We start from the raw sequence: 21190 nt of genomic DNA, 5'->3' as shown, positions 1-21190 counted from the left end.
ACGGTTCAGGTTTAACCGGCACCGTGGTTCCCCTCTCCCGCCCGGCTCCGCCGGGCACCCTCCCCCGCTGAGGGGGGAGGGTTCTGACGCGCCTACTTCTTCACCGCGCCCAGCGCGAAGGCCTCGGCCAGGACGCGGTAGACGTCGCTCTCCTCCATGTAGCCCTTGAAACCCTCGGCGCCCGGGCCGGAGGATTGCAGCACCACGTCGTCCACCGCGTGCACGGCCGTGTCCTCGTCCTTCGGGATGTTGCCCTTCACGAAGACCGCGCCCGGCACGGACTTGTAGGTCTCGTTGGCGACGTAGATCCCGTCCTGCGTCTTCACCGCCGGCTCGAACGGGCCGTCGAGCTTGGGCCGGAAGGTCTCGTAATGGTCCGGGCCATTGCTGCCGAACAGCGCGAGGCGGCGCGAGACGTCGATGCGGTCGGGATACCCGTCCCCGTCCTTGTCCTCGTAGTTCGGGAAGCCGGCCGAGGCGTAGGTGCCGACCTTCTCGCGCATCTCCGTGCCGGGCTTGTCGTCGTCGATGGTGCCGATCAGGGAGACGCCGTGGGTGTGGTCGCCGGTGACGACGATCAGCGTGTCGGGATGCTCGGCCTGGAACTGCCGCGCCACCGCGATCGCGCGGTCGAACTCGATCGTCTCGAACACCGCCCGGTCCCAGTCCAGCGGATGGCTCGCCTTGTCGATGCAGGAGCCCTCCACCATTAGGAAGAAGCCCTCGGGGTTCTTCGACAGCGTGGCGAGCGCCGTCTTGGTCATCTCGACGAGGCCGGGCTGCTTGGGGAACTTCTCCACCGTGCCCTTCTTCAACTGCATCCGGTCGAGCGCGTAGTCCAGGTTGCCGGTGTGGAACAGGCCGAGCAGCCGGTCGCCGCCAGCGATCGTCTGAAGCTCGTCCTTGTCGGTGGCGAGCGCGTAGCCGGCCTCCCGGAACTGCGCGATGAAGTCCTTGTCGTCCCGGCGCTTGGAGCCCGGCACGGATTTCGGCAGGAAATAGGCCGAGCCGCCGCCCAGCACCACTTCCGGCTTCACGGAGAACAGCATCTCGACGATCTCGGCCTTGTCGGCGCGGCGGCGGGTATGGGCCACCACGGCGGCGGGCGTCGCGTCCTCGATCTCCGAGGTCACGACGAGGCCGACCGACTTCTTGGTCTTGCGCCGCACCGCCTCCGCCATGGTCTCGACCCGCGGGTCGTCGAGGGAGGCGGGCGTCCGGTCCGCGTAGACGCCGAGCGCGTTCACCGCCGTCTTGTGGCCGGTCATCAGCGCCGACATGGTGTTGGCGCTGTCGGTGGCGATGGCGTTGGTCGACGAGGTGCCGATGAACGCCATGTGGTCGAGGTCGTCCATGGCCAGCCGGCCGTTCGCCTTGCCCTCGCTCATGCCCTTGGCCATGATCCGGGCGGCCGTGCGGTGGGCCACCGACAGGCCGTCGCCGAGCAGGAAGATGATGTTCTTGGCCTTCGGCGTGTCGCCGGTGCCGTAGACCTCCCAGGTCACGGTCCTGCGGTCGTTGCCGGCGGTGGCCTCGACGGTGTAGCGGCCGGGCTTGGTGAGCGTCACGCCGCGCAGCAGCACCGCCGCACCGAGATCCTCGCCCTTCGCGCCCTTCTCCGTCTCGACGAAGCCGGCCTGCGTGCCGAGGACGCTCTTGTAATCCTCACCGTTGATGGTGATCCGCACGTCCTCGGCCTTCTTCGGCCCGTCGAACTCGACCTTGAGGTCGAAGGGCGAGCCGACGAGGATCGTGGCGCGGTCGAGCGGCAGGATCGTGGCCGCGCCCGCCGGACCGGCGAGTGCGGTCGTCGCGGCGAGGGCCAGGAGCAGTGAACGCATCGGAGCTTCCCCAGGTGCAGCGCCGGATCGAGCCGGGCGCCGGCTGTCTATCCGCGCGACGTGACGCCTTGGCAACACGCGCAGGGCCGGGATCGACCGGTTTGTTCAGCCACTGACCTGGGTGAGGCGGGTCCGCGCCGTGAATCGGGCGCCCGCCGCGTCAGGCCCGGCCGAACCGGGCGCAGCCGGCGCTGGCCGGGAGGTAGAGCGCCCGCAGGGCGCAGATCCCGTCCTGATCGCGCACGCTGGCCGAGGCGGAACTCATCGCCGCGAGGTTGCCGAAGGCCGCTTCGAGCGCTTCGGGCCGATTCTCGAAGTGCCGGCAGTCGCGGCACCGGCCCGGGGGCGGCGTCCCGGCCCTCCCCCGCAGGCGGGCGAGCAGGCTCACCGCGCGAGGTCCGTCCAGTACGGGCCGAAGACCAGGACCGAGAGGACGAAGCCGAGAACGAGGTTCACCGCCACGCCGGCCGTGAAGGCGATGGCCGGGCGCCCGCCGGCCGGCGCGAAGTCCCGGAACCGCGTCGTGAGCCCGATGGACAGGAAGCTGAAGGTGAAGGCCCAGACCCGCAGCGCGGTGATCGGCGCGATCAGCGCCGGCTTCACCACCCGGTCGTAATCCGCGTAGGACACCGTGCGGGTGACGAAGGTCACGAGCAGCGAGGCGGCCAGGAAGCCGATCACGAATTTCGGGAAGCGCGACCAGATCTGCCCGACCTCGACCGGCCCGGAGGTCTCCGTGCGCTCCCAGTAGGTGACCGAGATGATCGACAGCACGAGGGCCCAGATCCCGATCCAGACGTCGCGGCCCACGACCTTGATCAGCGTGTAGGCCCAGACCGCCTGGTCGGCGGTACCGGCGATGCCGGTGGCGGGGCCCGCGAGGCCGCCATAGGCTTGGGCCGCCGCGAAGCCGGCCGCGTCGGCGAATTCGGACGTCCCGATCCAGGCGCCGCCGACGCCGGCGGGCAGGCCGAGGGCCCGCGCCGCGAGGGGCAGCGCGAAGATCAGCACGATGGCCCAGAGCACCACCAGGGTGATGGCGATCGGCGGATCCTCCCGGCGGGCCCGCACCGCCCCGGCAATGGCGATGGCGGCCGACACGCCGCAGACGGCGCCGCCGGCCCCCAGCACGGCCGCGAGCCGCCGGTCGAGCCCGAGCCGGCGGGCCACCGTGAAGATGACCCCGAAGGTGGCGAGCGAGACGATGGAGGCCTGCAGGATCGCGACCGGGCCGGCCCACAGGATCAGCGTGAACGGCAGCGTCGCCCCGAGCAGCACGATCCCGAGCTTGATGTAGAACTCGACGCGCAACGCGCCCCGAAGCCCGTCGGGCACGCCGACCGTGTTCGAGATCAGGAGCCCCAGCAGCAGCGCGACGAGGGGCGGTTCGAGGTTGTAGGTCTGCGCCCTGTCCCAGGCCCCCGCCGCGACGATCGCGAGCGACAGCCCGTAGACGACCAGGAACGAGGGCAGGAAGGCCGCCGGCCGGTGCCCCAGGGCCGAGACCGCCCCCGCGAAGACCGCCGCGAACAGCACGACCTGGGCGAGGTAGCGCGGGGCATTGGCGGCGAACTGGCCCGCGAGCTGGTCGAGGCTCGACCACTTCGCCGGGGCGACCGCGATCCAGGCGATGCTGCCGCCGCCCGCATAGGCCGCGTAGGCCGCCAGCACCGTGGCGAGGCCGATCCAGACCGCCCACCAATCCTCCTTGCGCCAGAAGGCGGCGCGGTCGGAGGACGTGTCCGGGGCGGCAGCGGCGACGGGCGCGGCGGAGGATCGACTCATGGGGAACCGTTCGGGCGGCAGGATGCGGCAGTCCGGGATGGCACTCCGATCGGCACGGCGTCAACGGAATGATGTTTCCAATATTGATCGACTGATAGGTATCTATTCTCGATCGATGACCTGAAAAGGAAGAATGATCTTTCATCCGATGCCCGCCAGCGCCGGACGCGGGACGGCGGACCTCGCGCGGGTGACCAGAGCCTTGCGCGCGCCCGGGACTTCCCCCTCGACCGGGGGGAGGCGTCTCGTCCGGCCGTCTCAGCTCATGAACTGCCGGGCCGCCTCCGTCTCGTCGGGCGCCGCCCAGCGCCAATCCCGGATCTCCGGCAGATCCTCCCCGGTCCGGCGGACATGCGCGCGGGCGGCGAGCCGCTCGCGCAGGACCTGCTGATCCAGATCAAGGCCCGTTCCGCGCGGCCTCCTAAGGTGACGCGGTCGGCCGCCGGCTGTCCGGCGGCGCGACCGCACGGGAGACGACCATGATCGCGCGGGACGTCATGACCAGGGAGGTGACCGGCGTGCACGCCGACGCCTCGGTCGAACTGGCGGTCGGCCTGATGCTCGAGACGCGGATCAGCGGCCTGCCCGTCCTCGACGCGGACGGGGCCGTGGTCGGCATCGTCACCGAGGGCGACCTCCTCGCCCGGCCCGAGCTCGGGACCTCCCGGCTGAAGCCGAGCTGGGTCCAGTACCTGATCGATCCGGGCCGGCTGGCGGAGGCCTACGCGAGGGAGCGCGGTCGCCGCGTCGGCGACGTGATGACCCGCGCCGTCGCCACCGTCGCGCCCGGAACGCCCCTCGACGAGGTGGTCGAGTTGATGCGGCGCCTCCACATCCGGCGCGTGCCCGTGGTCGAGGGCGGACGCCTCGTCGGCATCGTCACGCGGGCGGATCTCCTGCGCGCCCTGCGGGCGGCGCTGCAGGCGGCGCGGGAGGTGGCGCCGCGCAGCGACGGCGCCATCCACGCCGACGTGGAGGCGGCCCTCTACGAGGCCGGCGTCCTCCCGGTCGACCGCATCACCGTCGCGGTCTCGCAGGGCGACGTCACCCTGAGCGGCCCGCTCGCGGATCCGCGTCAGCGCGCCGCCGCCCGGGCCGCCGCCGAGGCGGTGCCGGGGGTGCGCGCGGTCCACGACTGGCTGACGGTCGCCGATCCCCTCACCGGCCGCGTCGCTCCCTTCGCGGCGGCCGATCCGCGCGTGGCCTGACCCACCCGCCGCGGCGGGACCCGGCCGGGCCCCGGCGCGCATTCCCCTTGCCCGCCACAGGAGGCGACCATGGCATTCGAGACGAGAGCGAGCGACGCGACCGCGCCGTCGGGGTTCGGCGACCTGTCGGCGTTCCTGCTCACCGAGACGCGCCTGTGGAGGTCGTTCGGGATCGACCTCCCGCTCCGCCTCGCCGCCGGCATCCTGACCTTCGGCAGCCGCCGCCTGCAGGCCCAGGCCGATCACCTCGCGGCGCTGGGTCGCTGCGGCTCGCCGGCGGAGCTGCTCAAGGAGCAGTCGGGCTTCCTCACGCAGGCCCTCACGGATTACCAGCGGGAGGCCGCCGTCCTGTCGCAGAACGTCGTGGACACGGCCGTGCCCCTCGGGATCGCCAGGGCGGCGTGAGCCGGGTCCGCCGGCCGACGGCAGCCGTGAGGCGCGCCGGATGAAGCGCGCATGGCCGTTCCGGGCCGGGTCTCCGCGCTCCATCCGACGCCGGTCGCGCCCTGGGTGCGATGATCCGCGTCAATGCGCGCCCCGCGCGACGCGCCCTGCCGTCGACCGGGCCGTCGCGCCGCCGCTGATCGATTGACGATCGGCGGCGTTGACATTATCAAAAGCTAGTGATCGTGGATTGGTGCTCGTTCCACGTGCGCTCTACCAGATAAATTGCGCGCTATGGATAGAAAGACGCTCGGGGCGCAGCTCATTCGGCGTGAGTTGGACGCCATACTAAGCCATAGATTATTCAAGAAGAGCCCTCAGCTAGCGGCTTTCCTATCGTATGTTGTCAATGAAAGTCTTGATGGACGTGGGTCGTCGCTGAAAGCTTACACAATAGCGACGATGGCCCTGGGACGTTCCGACGATTTCGATCCCAATAAGGATGCGATCGTGCGCGTCGAGGCACGCCGCCTGAGAAAGATCATCGAGCAAGTCTATTCCGACCCGCAGATCAGTTTCAACGTGCGGATCGAGCTGCCGGTCGGGCATTACGAGCCGGTCTTCCGCCACGGAGCGGCGCGGGGGCGCGGGACGGGGCATCCCCATCCGGGCGACGTCGCCCTGTCCGAGGCGCTGGCGAGCAGCGAGCAGCGCTACCGCACCCGCGTGGAGGCGAGCGCCGTCGTGGAATGGTCCGCGGATGCGCGGGGCCTGATGGTGGGCGCGCAGGGATGGACGGAGCGCACCGGACAGGAGCAGGACGCCCTCCAGGGCGAGGGATGGCTGGCCGCCCTTCACCCGCAGGACCGGGACCGGGTGGCGGCGGCCTGGGCGGAGGCCTGCCGCACGGCACGGCCGATCGAGATCACCTGCCGCGTCCGGCACCTCGACCGCACCTATCGCTGGCTGCGGATGCGGGGCGTTCCCATCGAGAACGACGACGGCACCGTCCGGGGCTGGGTCGGGACCGCCATCGACGCGCATCATCACCGGGATGCCTCGGCCGGGGGGCACGCCGAAGCGCAGCGGACGACCGGCTACGAGCCGACCGATTCTCTTCACATCCGCCAAAAGAACATCTGGACGATCCTGGAATCGGCCAACCGGGACCGCCTGGACCAGGATCACTGCATCGCCGACGTCAAGGCGATGGCGCTGCGATGCGGGCTGCATCTCAGGTCGAGCCCGGCGGTCCCGAAGATCGGCGCACGCTCGGGCTGACGCCACGGCGTGCCGCTCAGCCCGCGGCCCGCAATCCGGAGACATCCGGTTCTCGGTCGGGCTCGCCATCCGCGTCGTCGCGCGACGCCACGATCCGGTCGACGCCTTCGAGGGCGAGGGCGAGGGCGGCGAGGCATTCGGACCCCCGGTGCCCGCCGAGCGCGATGATTCCATACCTGGGCCGCGCGGTGGCGCGAGACGGTGTGCCCGAAAGACGGGGTCGGACGCCCGTGCGAACCGCAATCCTGTCGGCGTCCCGTCCCTCTCGCGTCCACCGCGTTAACCAATTGTTAATACCTTCTGTGTGACTATGACGCTCGGGGACCGGATGCCCGACTGGGTTGGGTCAGAGGCTGCGCTTCGCCGATCCCCCGCCATCCTCGCGGTACGCGCTCGGCTCAGCGAGCCCGGTGCTGGCGATGATCGGACGGCTTCGAACGTGAGGTCGGCGGATTGGATGGCTCCGCCTCGCGCATGGAGGCCTGGGCTCTTCTCTCCTCGGCCGTGGGATCCGCACGGTCGGGATGCCGCGGTCCCCCAGCGCGCGTGCGATCCTGCGCGCATCGATGATCCCGGACGCACGAGATTCCTGGACGATCCTGTCCACGCACTGGGCTCGGGCTTTCTCGGCGCAAGGCGGTCACGGCCTCGTTGAACGCCTTCGACCGGTCGCGGTCCGTCGCTTCGTGACGGCCACGCGGCGGTCGGTCTGCGACGGGTCGGATCCGCTGCTCCCGCGCCGTGACTCGTTCATCGGTCTGCTGGTTGACGGCCTTCGGCTTTCGGTTCGCGTCATCGGCGGCCATGCGCCGTCGTGTCCCGGGCAGGGATCAAAGTGCGGGCTCGCAGGTCCCCGGCGACAGGCCCCCTCCCGCGTCTCGTTCCGCCACGCGGGGACCGCGTCGATCCCGCTCCTGGTCCCGGCCCTCAGGCGCCCCCGCTGTCGCTCGTGCGCCGCATGCGCTGCGAGACGGTGAACCGCCCCGCCGGGTGGATGGACGAGGAGATCTCGAACACCTTGCCCTTGTCATCGACGTAGTGGCGCAGGATCCGCAGCGCGGGCGTCTCAGCGCGCGCCCGGAGCGCATCGGCCCTTGCGGCCGGGAGCGCGATCGCGTCGACGTCCTGACGGATCTCGGCGCTGCGTCGGCCGTATCGCTGCTCGATCAGGGTGCTGACCAGGAGGTCGGGGGAGGCGCGAACGACGTTGCCGAGGTCGGCGTAGGCCGGGTCGATGTACACGTCGGTCCAGCCGACCGGCGCACCGCCCGGTCTGACATCCAGGCGCAGGCTTGAGATCCGGTACCAGCGCGATCCCTCCTCGCAGCCGAGGTCCGCCGCGAGATCCGCGTCCGCGATGACCACGTCCGTCTCCTGCACCTCGCGGACATGGGCGGCGCCGAACTGGATCAGGTCCTCCACAGAGGCGAGCGACTGCCGGTAGCCGGTCGTCGGCACCGCCGCCTCGACCCGCGTCCCCGCCTTCTTGTTGCGCGAGACGAGGCCCTGGTCCTGCAACTGCCGAATCGCCGTCCTGACCGTGTGACGGCTCGCGCCGTAATGCGCGCAGAGTTCCAGCTCGGTCGGCAGCAGCGACCCGACCGGGAACCGGCCCGAGCCGATGCCGGTCCTCAGATCCCGGGCCACCCGCGCCCAGAGCGTCTCACTCATCCGTCCGTCCCGTGTGCCCACGCGCTGCCACGCGCCCTCTCCTCTTGACATTATGTCCGAACATAATCTATCGGGTTTAATGTCCGTACATAATAGCGCTGCGCGACGAGCGCTCGGAGGAAGCCGTGACCCGCCAGATCCCCCCCGCCGCCACCACCGTCATCGACTCCCTCCTCTTCCGCGATGCGTTCGGCACCCCGGCCATGCGGGCGATCTTCTCCGATCACGCGCTGATCCAGCGCTCCATCGAGATCGAGGTCGCGCTGGCCAAGGCGGAGGCCGCCTGCGGCGTCATCCCGGCCGAGGCCGCCGAGCAGATCGCCGCCCGCTGCGCGTTCGAGGCGCTCGACTTCGACCTCCTGCGCCGCGAGACCGACAACGTCGGCTACCCGATCCTGCCGCTCGTCCACCAGCTCGTGGAGCAGTGCGGCGAGGCGGGGCGCTACCTTCACTGGGGCGCCACCACCCAGGACATCATGGACACCGCCACCGTGCTCCAGGTCCGCGCGGGCCTCGACCTCGTGGCGGCCGACGTCGATGCGCTGCGCGCGATCCTGGCCGACCTGTCGCGCCGCCACCGCGACACGCCGATGGCGGGCCGCACCCACCTCCAGCAGGCCCTGCCGGTCACCTTCGGCTACAAGACTGCGATCTGGCTCGCCGCCCTCGATCGGCACGCCGAGCGCCTCGCCCAGCTCCGCCCGCGGGTGCTCCTGGGCTCCTTCGCCGGGGCTGCGGGCACGCTCGCCTCGCTCGGCGAGCACGGCCTGACCGTGCAGGAGGCCCTCTGCCGCGAACTCGGCCTCGGCGTCCCGGCCTCGACGTGGCACGTCGCCCGCGACGGCTTCGCCGAGGTGGTGAACCTGCTCGCCCTGATCACCGGCTCGCTCGGCAAGATCGCCCTCGACGTGATGATCATGGCCTCGACCGAGTTCGCGGAGGTCTATGAGCCCTTCGTCACCGGGCGCGGCGCCTCCTCGACCATGCCGCAGAAGCGCAACCCGATCTCCTCCGAGCTGATGCTTGCCGCCGCGAAGGCCGTGCGCCAGCAGGCCGGGCTGATGCTCGACGCGATGATCCAGGACTTCGAGCGGGCGACGGGCCCCTGGCACGCCGAGTGGATGGCGATCCCGGAGAGCTTCGTGCTCACGGCGGGCGCCCTCCACCAGGCGAAATTCGCGCTGGGTGGCCTGATCGTGGACGAGGCGCAGATGCGCAGGAACCTCGGGATCAGCCGGGGCCTGATCGTCGCCGAGGCGGTCATGATGGCGCTCGCGCCCCAGACCGGCCGCCAGCAGGCCCACGACCTCGTCTACGCCGCCTGCCGCACCGTGAACGAGCAGGGCGGCACGCTGGCCGAGGTGCTCGCCGGCGTGCCCGAGGTCACGGCCCATTTCGACCGAGCCGCGATCGAGCGGCTGACCGACCCCGCGAACTACCTCGGCTCCGCCCCGCAGATGGTCGACCGCGTGCTCGCTTCGGCGCCGCGCGACCGCTGATCCGATCCTGATGGCCGCAAGCGCCGCGCCGCCGGGCTGATCGCCCGCGGCAGCGACAAGAGCGCGCGGTCCTCGCCCGCCCACGACCTGCCCCGGAGGACGCCCATGTCGACGACCGTCAGCACCCCCACCGATCTGCACCCGCCGCCCGCATCCGCGCCCACCAAGCCCCGCAAGTCGATCTGGATGAACCTCGGCTTCCAGATCATCGTGGCGATGGTGCTCGGCGCGGCGGTCGGTCTGCTGGTCCCGGGCTTCGCCTCTCAACTCAAGATCCTCGGCGACATCTTCCTGCGCCTGATCAAGACGGCGGTGGCGCCGCTGGTCTTCCTGTGCGTGGTCGTCGGCGTGACCTCGGCAGGCGACTTCAAGCGGGTCGGCAAGGTCGGGCTGATCGCGATGCTCTACTTCGAGATCGTGTCCTCCGTCGCACTCGCGGTCGGCCTCCTCGCCGGCAACCTGCTCGGCGTCGGCCAAGGCATGGCGGATTCGACCAAGGCGACGCTCGCCCAGGGCAAGGCGCCGACCGGGGCCGCCTCACCCCACTCGACGCTCGATTTCGTTCTCAACATCTTCCCCGACAACTTCATCGGCGCCTTCGCCCGCGGCGAGCTGCTCCAGGTGCTCGTCGTCGCGCTGATCTTCGGCGCCGCGCTGCTGAACCTGTCGCCCGAGAAGCGCCAGCCGATCGAGCGTGGCCTCAACACCATCTCGGACGCCTTCTTCGAGTTCATCCACCTGATCATGTGGTGCGCGCCGATCGGCACATTCGGGGCGGTGGCCTTCGCGGTCGGATCGAGCGGCACGAGCGTCCTCTTGTCGCTGATCTATCTCGTACTGAGCTTCTACGCGGTCGTGATCGTGTTCATCGTGGTGGTGCTCGGGTCGATCTCGGCGCTGTTCAAGATCAACTTGTTCCGGTTCCTCGCTTTCATCAAGGAAGAGATCTACATCGTGCTCGGCACCGCCTCCTCGGAGAGCGTGCTGCCGCGCCTCCTCGAGAAGTTGCCGTCCTACGGCTGCTCACGGCAATCGGTCGGCCTGGTTCTGCCGACCGGCTACGCCTTCAACCTCGACGGGACCTCGATCTACATGTCGATGGGCGTGATCTTCCTGGCCAACGCCTACCACGTGCCGCTCGATCTCGGGCAGCAGCTCGGCATCCTAGCGGTCATGCTGCTGACCTCGAAGGGCGCCGCGACGGTCTCGGGGGGCAGCTTCGTGGTCTTTGCCGCGACGGTCGCGGCGACCGGGGTGCTTCCGCTGGAGGGCCTGCCGATCCTGTTCGGCGTCTACCGCTTCATGTCGATCGCCATCGCCACCACCAACGTGATCGGCAACAGCGTGGCGACGGTGGTGACCGCGAAGCTCGCGGGCGAGTTCGACGAAGCCGTGGCCCGCGACGCCCTCGCCCGGATGCGCTCCGAGAAGGCGCTCGCGGCCTGATTGAACCGCCCGCGGTTTTCCGCAGGCTCCAGGGACCGAGAGGATGGGGCCATCACGAAGCGAACCGGCCCGTTGTCCCCCGAGAGGCGCGAGCGTGCCGTGGGGATGGTGCGCGACGAGGAGAGCGAGCACGGCTCGCGATGGTCGGCGAGGATCCTCTCGTCGGCCTGCCCACCCTGGCAGGTCGACCGGCCCCGCCGTGCCGGTCATCGCGGTGGATCAACCCACGCTCCGCCACGTCCCGGGACATGATCTGGGGATCCGCCGCTGAGGCCGAGGGGCGGTCTTCGGCCGCGGCGCCCGAAGAAGACTTCTGCGGGCACAGAATGCGTGACGCCCCATCCCGCATGACAGCGACCGAGCTTAGGTCTAGAACCATCGCTCAGGTTCAGGGAGATTGCCATGCAAGCACCCGACGCGCTCGTCATCGATCTTCTCACCTCGTTGAAAGCTGGTCCGCGACCCTACAATGAGGTCATGGAAGCTTGGCGAACAAGTTGCCCGCGCCTGCCAGTCTGGGAGGATGTCGTGGACCATGGGTATGTTCAGCGCGAGCGAAACCTCGTTGTGCTGACCGAGGCCGGAAAGGACCGGCTTGCGGCCCGATCGTGAGGGTCTCGATCTTCAACGGCCGGCACGACACCCTTCGCCACCTCCCCCTGCTTTGCGAAGCCCGACACCGGAGACGGCGAGGTCCGTACCGATCCCGGCGATCTCGGGGATTCCTCGCCCGACGCTCGGTCGACGCACAGGCTCTCGATCTGATCAGCGCGCGGATTCTGTCGAGAACGGAACGACCTTCCCTCACGCGGGAAAGCGGCAGGGAACGCCGGTCATGCGAACGGATGACGACGGATCGACGCGTTTGCCTTACGACGCGACGGGCCTCGTGACCGAGGGAGGTCGTGCGATGGACGCCAACCTGAGGACCGTGCTGACGTTCGTCGGCGTGGGGGCGGTGTTCGCCGCCGCGCTCCTGGCTGGACACCCCCGAGCTGGCGCGACGCAGGCAGCGGATGCGGGTGGCAACTTCGAAGTGCCCGTGAGCGGGTGGTTGCAGATGAGGATCGCCTCCGCGGAGTAGAATGCGCGGTCGCCGCGGCCGCGTGCAGGCCGGGAAACCCCGCCTCGGCGATGTCCCGCCCTGGTCGCGTCACTCACGCGGTGACCCCCATCGTCGCCGCGCACGGACGCAACCGTGAGCGCACGGCCGAGCCGGATCCCACGGTGTCCGAGGCGTTGAGCGTGCGTCGGCGAAGGCCGGCGACAGCGTGCGTGGCGGAAGGGGTGGGATTCGAACCCACGGTGGAGTTGCCCCCACGGCGGTTTTCAAGACCGCTGCCTTAAACCACTCGGCCACCCTTCCGGCCCGTGGGGAACCGGACGCCGTCCGTCGGCCCAGGACGCCGGGGCGCAGCCGGCGCGACCACGTCCGCCGACTAGTAGGGCCTGCCCGCGCGCGGCGTCAACACGCCCGCGGGCAGGCCCTCACCCCCGGCTCTGCGCGAGGCTCGCCGAGAGGACGATCGTCGCCACCGTGACCATGCTCAGCACGAACATCACCATCTCACCACACCATCCGCTCGCTCGCCATGTCGGGATGCGGCCGGGGCCCGATCTGGCCCGCCGGAACCGCGGCGCCGCCCCTAGAGGCTGCACGCAACAGTGGCGTGACGCTTCCGTGACATCGCCCCGTCCGAGGCGCGGCCCCGGTCCCGAAGCCGACCCCCACCCCTACAAGAACGGACCACGAACACCCATATCAACACCATGTTGGATCATGGATTTTTCCCCTGCCTCGACCCGCCCCAAGGGCGGCCGGACGAGGCCGTCTCCCGGGCCGTCGAGCGGCAGGACGGGGAGTGGCGGGTGCTGCCCCTCGAGGGCCGATTCGAGCTCGTCTACGAGGACGGGCGCGGCGCCTGGACGGTCCGGCACCTCGCCGCCCGCGAGCTCAAGGTCGGCCCCGGCAAGGTGCTGCTCGGCGGCACCGACCGGGACCGCGACGGCTACCGGGGCTTTCGGGCCGACCGCATCCACCGCCTGACCGACCGCGACACCGGCGAGCGGGTGGAGCGCAACCTCATCGACTGGCTGCTGCGCCGCGCCGAGGCCGCCCGCCGCGCCCGGGGCCGCGGCGCCCGTCAGGCCCGGCCGGCCTCCGGCAGCACCCAGTCGAGATAGGCGTCCATCACGGCGCCGGTGTCGAGGGGCTCCTCCGCCCCGTAGAGGCCGTTCCAGAGCGTCGCGAGCACGCCGGGCGCCGGCAGCAGCATGGGGAAGCGCTCCAGCGCGTCCGAGGTCAGTTCGCCCCGCGCCCGGGCCTCCGCGGCCAGGCGCCGGATCGCCTCCGTCACCGGCGCGATCACCACCCGCCGGTAGGCCCCCGCCACGGCCGGGAAGCGCCCGCCCTCGGCGATCACGACCCGGATCAGGGCCGCCCGCCGCGAGGATTCGAGCGCCCGGAACGCCGGCAGCAGCGCCCGCCGCAGGAAGGCCCGCAGGGTCTCGCCGGGCTCGGGCGCGTGCAGGATCAGGGCGCCGACGAGGTCGGCCATCGTCTCGCGCAGCACCCCCTCGAACAGCGCCTCCTTGTCCCGGAAGTACAGGTAGAGGGTGCCCTTCGCGACCCCCGCCCGCTCGGCCACGTCGATCATCCGCGTCTCGGAGAAGCCCCGCTCCAGGACCACGTCGAGCGCCGCCGCCACGATGGCCGCCCGCGTGCGCGCCGTCTTGTCCGGGCTCGGTCCCCGCCGGACCGCGCGCGGCGCGCCCACCCCCTCAGCCACCGCCCCCTCCCGCGCCGCGCCGTGAGGCCGTTGCAAAACTGACCTGCCGGTCATATTCTCGCTGCCGGAGGGTTCTCCCATGACCTCGTCCCATCTCCCCGTCCTGATCGTCGGCGCCGGCCCGACCGGCCTCGTCCTCGCCCTGCGGCTCGCCCACCACGGCGTGCCGTTCCGCATCATCGACCGGGCGGCCGGTCCCGGCGAGGCCTCCCGCGCCACGGTGGTCCACGCCCGCACGCTGGAATTCTACCAGCAGCTCGGCCTCGCGGACGAGGTCGTGGCCCGGGGCATCCGCACGGGCGGCGTCCACCTGCGCGAGGGGGGCGCCGACGTGGCGGCGGTCCGCTTCGACGCGATGGGTGCGGGGGTGAGCCCCTTCCCGTTCCTGCTGATCTTCCCCCAGGACGACCACGAGCGCTTCCTGCGCGAGCGGCTCGGGGCGGCCGGGGTCACCGTGGAGGACGGGACCGAACTCGTCGCGTTCGAGGACCGGGGCGACCGCGTCGAGGCCGTGATCGAGAGGGCGGGGCGCCGCGAGTCCGTGACCTGCGCGTCTCTCTGCGGCTGCGACGGTGCCCACAGCCGGGTCCGGCAGGGACTGGGCCTCGGCTTCTCGGGCGGCACCTACGCGCAGCTCTTCTACGTGGCGGATGTGCGCCTCGCGCAGGATCCGGGCGAGGACGTCTTCGTCCATCTCGGGGCGGACGCGCTCGGCCTCGTCATGCCGGTGCGCTCCAGCGGCATGCACCGGCTGATCGGCATCGTGCCCCCCGATCTCGCGGGGCGCGGCGACCCGCGGTTCGAGGAGATCCGACCCGCGGCCGAGGCCCTGTTCGGGTTCCGGATCGCGCAGGTGAACTGGTTCTCGACCTACCACGTCCACCACCGCGTGGCGGAGCATTTCGCGCGCGGGCGCTGCTTCCTCCTCGGCGATGCCGGCCACATCCACAGCCCGGCCGGCGGCCAGGGCATGAATACCGGCATCGGCGACGCCGTGAACCTGTCCTGGAAGCTCGCCGGGGTGCTGCGCGGCGAGGCCCCGCCCGCCCTCCTCGACAGCTACGAGCCGGAGCGGATCGCCTTCGCCCGCAAGCTCGTGGCCTCGACGGACCGGGCCTTCCAGGCGGCGGTCGGACGGGGCTTGGGGCCCGAGGTGCTGCGCACACTCGTGCTGCCCCACCTCATGCCCCTGCTCTGGGGCTTCTCGGCCTCGCGCCGGATGCTGTTCGACATCGTCTCCCAGGTGCGCATCGCCTATCCGGACAGCCCGCTCAGCCGCGGCCGGGCCGGGGCCGTGCGCGGGGGCGACCGCCTGCCCTGGCTGGAGGAGACCGGCAACTACGCGAGCCTGTCGGCGCTCGCCTGGCAACTCCACGTCTACGGGGCGGCCGCGCCCGCCCTGTCGGCCGCGGCGGCGGCGCGGGGCCTGCCCTGCCGCCTCTACCCGCACGGGGCCGAGGCCGCGCGAGCGGGCCTGCCGCGGGATTGCGCCCTGCTGGTGCGGCCGGACGGCCATGTCGCCCTCGCCCTGCCCGACCAGGACCCGGCCGCCCTCGACGCGTATCTGCGCGACCACGGCCTCGGCATCGCCGCTTGACCGCCGCCCGCCGTTGCGTCATTCCCGGCGGCGGGACACCTCTCCCCACCGAGAGGCGCCCATCTGGAAGGATGGACACAGTGATGACGACCCGGCCCGACGCGCGCCCGCGCGCGCCCTTCTTCTCGTCCGGCCCCTGCGCGAAGCGCCCCGGCTGGACCCCCGCCGCCCTCGCGGACGCGGCGCTCGGCCGCTCCCACCGCGCGAAGCTCGGCAAGGCCAAGCTCAAGCAGGCGATCGACCTGACCCGCGCCGTGCTGGAGGTGCCGGACGATTACCGCATCGGCATCGTGCCGGCCTCGGATACCGGCGCCGTCGAGATGGCGATGTGGTCGCTGCTCGGCGCCCGCCCGGTCGAGATGCTGGCCTGGGAATCCTTCGGCGAGACCTGGGTCACGGACGCGATCAAGCAGCTGAAGCTCGACGCCCGCGTGATCAAGGCGGAGTACGGCGCCCTCCCCGATCTCGCGGCGGTGGACACCCAGCACCGCGACGTCGTCTTCACCTGGAACGGCACCACTTCCGGCGTGCGCGTGCCGAATGCCGACTGGATCGCCGCCGACCGCGAGGGCGTGGTGATCTGCGACGCCACCTCGGCGGCCTTCGCGCAGGACCTCGACTGGGCCAAGCTCGATGTCGTGACCTTCTCCTGGCAGAAGGTGCTGGGCGGCGAGGCAGCGCACGGGATGCTGATCCTCTCGCCCCGCGCGGTCGCGCGGCTGGAGAGCCACACCCCGGCCTGGCCGATGCCGAAGATCTTCCGCCTGACCAAGGGCGGCAAGCTGATCGAGGGCATCTTCCAGGGCGAGACGATCAACACGCCCTCGATGCTGGCGGTCGAGGATTACATCGACGCGCTGCTGTGGGCGCAGGGGCTCGGGGGGCTGCCGGCCCTGCGCGCGCGGGCGGATGCCAACGCCAAGGTCATCGCCGACTGGGTGGCGCGCACCCCCTGGGTGGCGCATCTCGCCCGGGATCCGGCGACGGCGTCGAACACCAGCGTCTGCCTCGTCGTCGCCGATCCGGAGGTGACCGGCCGCGGTCCCGAGGCCGTGGCCACCCTCGCCAAGGGCATCGCCGCGAGCCTGGAGCGCGAGGGCGTCGCCCACGACATCGGCGCCTACCGGGACGCGCCGGCGGGCCTGCGGATCTGGTGCGGCGCGACCGTCGAGCGCGCCGATCTCGAGGCGCTGACGCCCTGGCTCGACTGGGCCTTCGCCCAGGAGAAGTCCCGCCTCATCGCCCAGGCCGCCTGAATCCCGCCGATCCGCCTCGCCGCCGCCGAACGAGGCGCGGGGGGAGCCGCGCAGGGTGATCTCACGGATTCATACCGTCCCGTCCGCAACGGCGTGCCGATAACGAGCGCGATTCCCCTCTCCCGAGTGGGAGAGGGGCCAGGGGTGAGGGTGGCTCGGCTTCAGCAAGGAATCCTGAACCGTCGAGCTGCCAGCGGCACGGTCCCGTCTTCCTGCGGAAGCGTCCGTCCCTCACCCCTCCCCCTCTCCCACTCGGGAGAGGGGATCCCGCGTTCCTGTCCGCACCCGTCAGCGCGACGACGGGTGGATGCGTGAGCCCGCCCGGGCCCGGGATCCCGCGCCCCTGACTGCAGCTCCGACCCTCGGACGGACGGCGGATCCGGCCCCACCCTCCGGAGTCTTTCCCATGCCCACCCAGAAGCGCGTCCTCATCTCGGATTCCCTCTCTCCCGCCGCCGTCGCGATCTTCCGCGAGCGCGGGCTCGTCGCCGACCTCCGGCCCGACCTCGGCAAGGACAGGGAGGCGCTCGCCGCCGCGATCGGCGACTACGACGGCCTCGCCATCCGCTCGACCACCAAGGTCACGGCCGCCCTCCTCGACAGGGCCACGCGCCTGCAGGTGGTGGGCCGGGCCGGCATCGGCGTCGACAACGTCGACGTGCCGGCCGCCACCGCCCGCGGCGTCATCGTGATGAACACGCCGCACGGCAACGCGGTCACCACCGCCGAGCACGCCATCGCCATGATGCTCGCGCTCGCCCGCGAGATCCCGCAGGCCGACGCCTCCACGCAGGCCGGGCGCTGGGAGAAGAACCGCTTCCTCGGCATCGAGCTCACCGCCAAGACCCTCGGCGTGATCGGCTGCGGCAATATCGGCGCCATCGTGGCGGATCGCGGCATCGGGCTGCGCATGCGCGTCATCGCCTACGACCCCTTCCTGACGCCCGAGCGCGCCGTCGAGATCGGCGTCGAGAAGGTCGACCTCGACGAGCTGCTGCGGAGGGCCGACGTGATCACGCTGCACGTGCCGCTCACCGACAAGACCCGCAACATCCTGTCGGCGGAGGCGCTCGCCCGCACCAAGCCCGGCGTGCGGATCGTCAACTGCGCCCGCGGCGGGCTCGTGGACGAGGCCGCGCTGCGGGCTGCCCTCGAGAGCGGCCACGTGGCGGGGGCCGCCTTCGACGTCTTTGCGGTCGAGCCGGCCACCGACAACGTGCTGTTCGGCCACCCGAACGTGATCTGCACGCCCCATCTCGGCGCCTCGACCCGGGAGGCGCAGGAGAACGTCGCCCTGCAGGTCGCCGAGCAGATGGCCGACCACCTGCTCCACGGCGCCATCCGCAACGCCGTGAACTTCCCGTCGATCTCCGCCGAGGAGGCGCCGCGGCTCAAGCCCTTCGTGACGCTGGCCGAGCAGCTCGGCTCCTTCCTGGGCCAGCTCACCGAGGCGCCGATCCGCGGCATCCGCATCGCCTGCGAGGGCGAGGTCGCGGGCATGAACCTCAAGGCGATCACCGCGGCGGCGGTGGCCGGCGCCCTCAGGCCCTTCCTGGAGGGGGTCAACATGGTCTCGGCCGTGGAGGTCGCCCGCCAGCGCGGCATCGTGGTCGAGACCTCGACCCGCACCGGCGCCCGCAACTACGCCTCCGTGCTGCACGTGACCGTGGAAGCCGAGGACATGCCCCGCGATGCGGCCGGGACCGTGTTCCAGGACGGGGTGCCGCGCACGGTCGAGATCCGCTCGATCGCGCTCGAGGCGGGCTTCGCGCCGCACATGCTCTACGTGCGCAACGCCGACGAGCCGGGCTTCATCGGCCGCTTCGGCACGCTGCTCGGCGAGGCGGGGGTGAACGTCGCCACCTTCCACCTCGGCCGCGATCGGCCGGGCGGGGACGCGATCTGCTTCGCGGCCGTGGACCAGCCGGTCTCGCCCGAGCTGCTGCGCCGCATCGAGGCGATCCCGCAGGTCAAGCGCGCCCGCGCGGTGCGGTTCTGAGCGCCGGCCAGGGCGGCGGCTCCGCGCCGCCCTGGCCGGGTTCACCAGCATTCGTCGGTGTGGCGCAAAGGCTGCCCGGCTTGGCGTTTGGTCCTGTGTCCCCGGGCCGATGCGGGCCGAGGGTTGTTTTGAATCACTCGGAAGGTCATAACCCGTCGCTCGCGGGGAGAGCTTTTCAGGATGACCGCAGCCCGGTCCGAAACGGCGTCGAGAGCCCAGCCGAGCGGCCCGGCCGCGATGGACGACCTGCCCTTCGAGCGGGCGCTCGAAGAGCTGGAGGGCATCGTGCAGCGCCTGGAGCAGGGCAACGTGCCGCTGGACGAATCGGTGGCGATCTACGAGCGCGGCGAGGCGCTCAAGCGCCATTGCGATCAGCTGCTCCAGCGCGCCGAGGCCCGCATCCAGCGCATCACCCTCGGGGCGGACGGGAGCCCCGTCGGCACGGCGCCGCTCGATGTGGCGTGACGCGGCCTCCTCGCCTATAGGCCACCCGCGGCCATCGCGCGCCCGACCGGCGCGCCCTTCCTACCGGCCATGAGGATCGTTCGGTGTCACCGCTCAGCCTTCCCCTCCTCGATCGCGTCCGTGAGCCGGCGGATCTGCGCGCCCTTCCCGAGAGCGACCTCGCCCAGCTCGCCGAGGAGCTGCGCACCGAGACCATCGACGCCGTCTCGGTCACCGGGGGCCATCTCGGCGCCGGGCTCGGCGTGATCGAGCTCACGGTCGCCCTCCACTACGTCTTTCACACCCCCGACGACCGCCTGATCTGGGATGTCGGCCACCAGGCCTACCCCCACAAGATCCTCACCGGACGCCGCGACCGCATCCGCACCCTGCGCCAGGGCGGCGGCCTCTCGGGCTTCACCAAGCGCGCCGAGAGCCCCTACGATCCCTTCGGCGCCGCCCATTCCTCCACCTCCATCTCCGCCGGCCTCGGCATGGCCATCGCCCGCGACCTCTCCGACGCCGCCGCCCGCGCCCGCGGCGAGACCCCCGAGCGCCGCAACGTCGTCGCCGTGATCGGCGACGGCTCGATCTCGGCCGGCATGGCCTACGAGGCCATGAACAACGCAGGCGCCCTGCGCTCGCGCCTCGTCGTCATCCTCAACGACAACGACATGTCGATCGCGCCCCCGGTCGGCGCCATGTCGGCCTACCTCGCCCGCCTGGTCTCGGGCGACACCTACCGCTCCCTGCGCGACACCGCCCGCACCTTCGGCCGCCTGCTGCCCAAGGCCCTCTACGACACCGCCGTGCGCGCCGAGGAATACGCCCGCGGCATCCTGGCGGGCGGCGGCACCATGTTCGAGGAGCTCGGCTTCCACTACGTCGGGCCGATCGACGGCCACAACCTCGACCACCTGCTGCCGATCCTCAAGAACGTGCGCGACGCGCCCGAGGGGCCGGTGCTGGTGCACGTGGTCACCCAGAAGGGCAAGGGCTACGCGCCGGCGGAAGCCGCCGCCGACCGCGGCCACGCGGTGGTGAAGTTCGACGTGATCTCGGGCCAGCAGGTCAAGGCCAAGCCGAACGCGCCGAGCTACACCAAGGTGTTCGGGGACAGCCTGGTCAAGGCCGCGGACGCGGACGACAAGGTGGTGGCGATCACCGCGGCGATGCCGTCGGGCACGGGCGTGGACATCTTCGCCAAGGCGCATCCGGACCGCACCTTCGACGTGGGCATCGCCGAGCAGCACGCGGTGACCTTCGCGGCGGGTCTGGCGGCGGAGGGGTTCCGGCCGTTCTGCGCGATCTACTCGACGTTCCTGCAGCGGGCCTACGACCAGGTGGTGCACGACGTGGCGCTGCAGAACCTTCCGGTGCGCTTCGCGCTGGACCGGGCGGGTCTGGTGGGGGCGGACGGGGCCACGCATGCGGGCGCCTTCGACCTCGCCTACCTGTGCTGCCTGCCGAACATGGTGGTGATGGCGGCCTCCGACGAGGCGGAGCTGGTGCACATGGTGGCGACGGCCCACGCGCACGATTCGGGCCCGATCGCGTTCCGCTACCCGCGGGGCGAGGGCGTGGGAGTGGACCTGCCGGAGCGGGGCGAGGTGCTGGCGATCGGCAAGGGGCGGGTGATCCGGCGTCCCGAGGGGGCGCGGGTGGCGCTGGTGAGCCTGGGGACGCGGTTGGCCGAGGCGGTGAAGGCGGCGGAGCGTCTGGAGGAGAGCGGGATCGGGGTGACGGTGGCGGATGCGCGGTTCGCCAAGCCGCTGGACGAGGCGCTTCTGCTGGACCTGGCGGGGAGCCACGAGGTGCTGGTGACGGTGGAGGAGGGCTCGACGGGAGGGTTCGGCGCGATGGTGCTGCACCTGCTGTCGGCGAAGGGGGCGCTGGACGGGGGCACGGTGCGGGTGCGCACGCTGACGCTGCCGGACGCCTACCAGGACCACGACACGCCCGAGCGGCTCTACGCCGAGGCCGGCCTCGA

General features: G+C 71.4%; 18 protein-coding genes and 1 tRNA gene. 13 read left to right on the top strand and 6 right to left on the bottom strand.

The window, feature by feature from the left end:
• Positions 1-92: 92 nt before the first annotated feature.
• From ACW9J6_RS08760 to ACW9J6_RS08750, 3 genes are all read right to left on the bottom strand, one after another.
• Positions 93-1841 carry an alkaline phosphatase gene (locus ACW9J6_RS08760; protein ID WP_457116077.1) on the bottom strand — a complete coding sequence of 583 codons (1749 nt, stop codon included), beginning with the start codon at positions 1839-1841 and terminating at the stop codon, positions 93-95.
• Between the two features lie 160 nt (positions 1842-2001).
• Positions 2002-2229 (bottom strand): hypothetical protein, encoded by a 228-nt coding sequence (locus ACW9J6_RS08755; RefSeq protein ID WP_457116076.1) that lies wholly within the window; start codon positions 2227-2229, stop codon positions 2002-2004.
• The gene (locus ACW9J6_RS08750) at positions 2226-3626 is read right to left on the bottom strand and encodes a YeiH family protein (protein WP_457116075.1); all 1401 of its coding nucleotides are present in this window, start codon (positions 3624-3626) and stop codon (positions 2226-2228) included. The genes ACW9J6_RS08755 and ACW9J6_RS08750 overlap by 4 nt, the downstream gene beginning before the upstream one ends.
• A gap of 479 nt (positions 3627-4105) precedes the next feature.
• Here ACW9J6_RS08750 and ACW9J6_RS08745 point away from each other — a divergent pair, with 479 nt between their 5' ends.
• From ACW9J6_RS08745 to ACW9J6_RS08735, 3 genes are all read left to right on the top strand, one after another.
• Complete coding sequence (locus ACW9J6_RS08745; protein WP_457116074.1) at positions 4106-4834, top strand: CBS domain-containing protein; 729 nt, start codon at positions 4106-4108, stop codon at positions 4832-4834.
• Between the two features lie 69 nt (positions 4835-4903).
• A complete protein-coding gene (locus ACW9J6_RS08740; RefSeq protein ID WP_457116073.1) occupies positions 4904-5239 on the top strand; it encodes a phasin family protein in 336 nt (111 codons plus the stop codon).
• A 441-nt stretch (positions 5240-5680) separates the two neighbouring features.
• On the top strand, positions 5681-6499 hold the full coding sequence (locus ACW9J6_RS08735) for a PAS domain-containing protein (protein ID WP_457116072.1): 819 nt from the start codon (positions 5681-5683) through the stop codon (positions 6497-6499).
• Between the two features lie 927 nt (positions 6500-7426).
• Here ACW9J6_RS08735 and ACW9J6_RS08730 read toward each other — a convergent pair.
• Positions 7427-8170: a GntR family transcriptional regulator gene (locus ACW9J6_RS08730; protein WP_457116071.1), complete on the bottom strand. Its 744-nt coding sequence runs from the start codon at positions 8168-8170 to the stop codon at positions 7427-7429.
• 125 nt (positions 8171-8295) lie between these two features.
• Between ACW9J6_RS08730 and pcaB the strand changes: the two genes are divergently transcribed.
• From pcaB to ACW9J6_RS08710, 4 genes are all read left to right on the top strand, one after another.
• On the top strand, positions 8296-9669 hold the full coding sequence (gene pcaB, locus ACW9J6_RS08725) for a 3-carboxy-cis,cis-muconate cycloisomerase (protein WP_457116070.1): 1374 nt from the start codon (positions 8296-8298) through the stop codon (positions 9667-9669).
• A gap of 105 nt (positions 9670-9774) precedes the next feature.
• Complete coding sequence (locus ACW9J6_RS08720; RefSeq protein WP_457116069.1) at positions 9775-11115, top strand: cation:dicarboxylate symporter family transporter; 1341 nt, start codon at positions 9775-9777, stop codon at positions 11113-11115.
• A gap of 402 nt (positions 11116-11517) precedes the next feature.
• A complete protein-coding gene (locus tag ACW9J6_RS08715; RefSeq protein ID WP_457116068.1) occupies positions 11518-11727 on the top strand; it encodes a hypothetical protein in 210 nt (69 codons plus the stop codon).
• 298 nt (positions 11728-12025) lie between these two features.
• Positions 12026-12199 carry a hypothetical protein gene (locus ACW9J6_RS08710; protein ID WP_457116067.1) on the top strand — a complete coding sequence of 58 codons (174 nt, stop codon included), beginning with the start codon at positions 12026-12028 and terminating at the stop codon, positions 12197-12199.
• A 192-nt stretch (positions 12200-12391) separates the two neighbouring features.
• Here ACW9J6_RS08710 and ACW9J6_RS08705 read toward each other — a convergent pair.
• Positions 12392-12481, bottom strand: a tRNA-Ser gene (locus tag ACW9J6_RS08705).
• 404 nt (positions 12482-12885) lie between these two features.
• On the opposite strand from ACW9J6_RS08705, the gene ACW9J6_RS08700 reads away from it, so the two are divergent.
• A complete protein-coding gene (locus tag ACW9J6_RS08700; RefSeq protein WP_457116066.1) occupies positions 12886-13299 on the top strand; it encodes a hypothetical protein in 414 nt (137 codons plus the stop codon).
• On the opposite strand, the gene ACW9J6_RS08695 is transcribed toward ACW9J6_RS08700, so the two are convergent.
• A complete protein-coding gene (locus ACW9J6_RS08695; RefSeq protein WP_457116065.1) occupies positions 13260-13904 on the bottom strand; it encodes a TetR/AcrR family transcriptional regulator in 645 nt (214 codons plus the stop codon). The two genes, ACW9J6_RS08700 and ACW9J6_RS08695, sit on opposite strands and share 40 nt — an antisense overlap.
• Before the next feature lie 79 nt (positions 13905-13983).
• Between ACW9J6_RS08695 and ACW9J6_RS08690 the strand changes: the two genes are divergently transcribed.
• The 5 genes from ACW9J6_RS08690 to dxs form a co-directional block, all read left to right on the top strand.
• A complete protein-coding gene (locus tag ACW9J6_RS08690; protein ID WP_457116064.1) occupies positions 13984-15501 on the top strand; it encodes an FAD-dependent monooxygenase in 1518 nt (505 codons plus the stop codon).
• An 83-nt stretch (positions 15502-15584) separates the two neighbouring features.
• The gene (locus ACW9J6_RS08685) at positions 15585-16757 is read left to right on the top strand and encodes a phosphoserine transaminase (protein ID WP_457116063.1); all 1173 of its coding nucleotides are present in this window, start codon (positions 15585-15587) and stop codon (positions 16755-16757) included.
• Positions 16758-17163: 406 nt separating this feature from the next.
• Positions 17164-18756 carry a phosphoglycerate dehydrogenase gene (serA, locus tag ACW9J6_RS08680; RefSeq protein WP_457116062.1) on the top strand — a complete coding sequence of 531 codons (1593 nt, stop codon included), beginning with the start codon at positions 17164-17166 and terminating at the stop codon, positions 18754-18756.
• A 180-nt stretch (positions 18757-18936) separates the two neighbouring features.
• Positions 18937-19221: an exodeoxyribonuclease VII small subunit gene (locus ACW9J6_RS08675; RefSeq protein WP_457116061.1), complete on the top strand. Its 285-nt coding sequence runs from the start codon at positions 18937-18939 to the stop codon at positions 19219-19221.
• Positions 19222-19304: 83 nt separating this feature from the next.
• Positions 19305-21190 (top strand): 1-deoxy-D-xylulose-5-phosphate synthase (gene dxs, locus ACW9J6_RS08670; protein WP_457116060.1); only part of this gene is annotated, 1886 nt, incomplete at its 3' end.

This window comes from Methylobacterium sp. JK268, assembly GCF_054052225.1.
The sequence above is the reverse complement of the archived record's forward strand: the minus strand, read 5'-3'. Positions and strand labels throughout refer to the sequence as shown.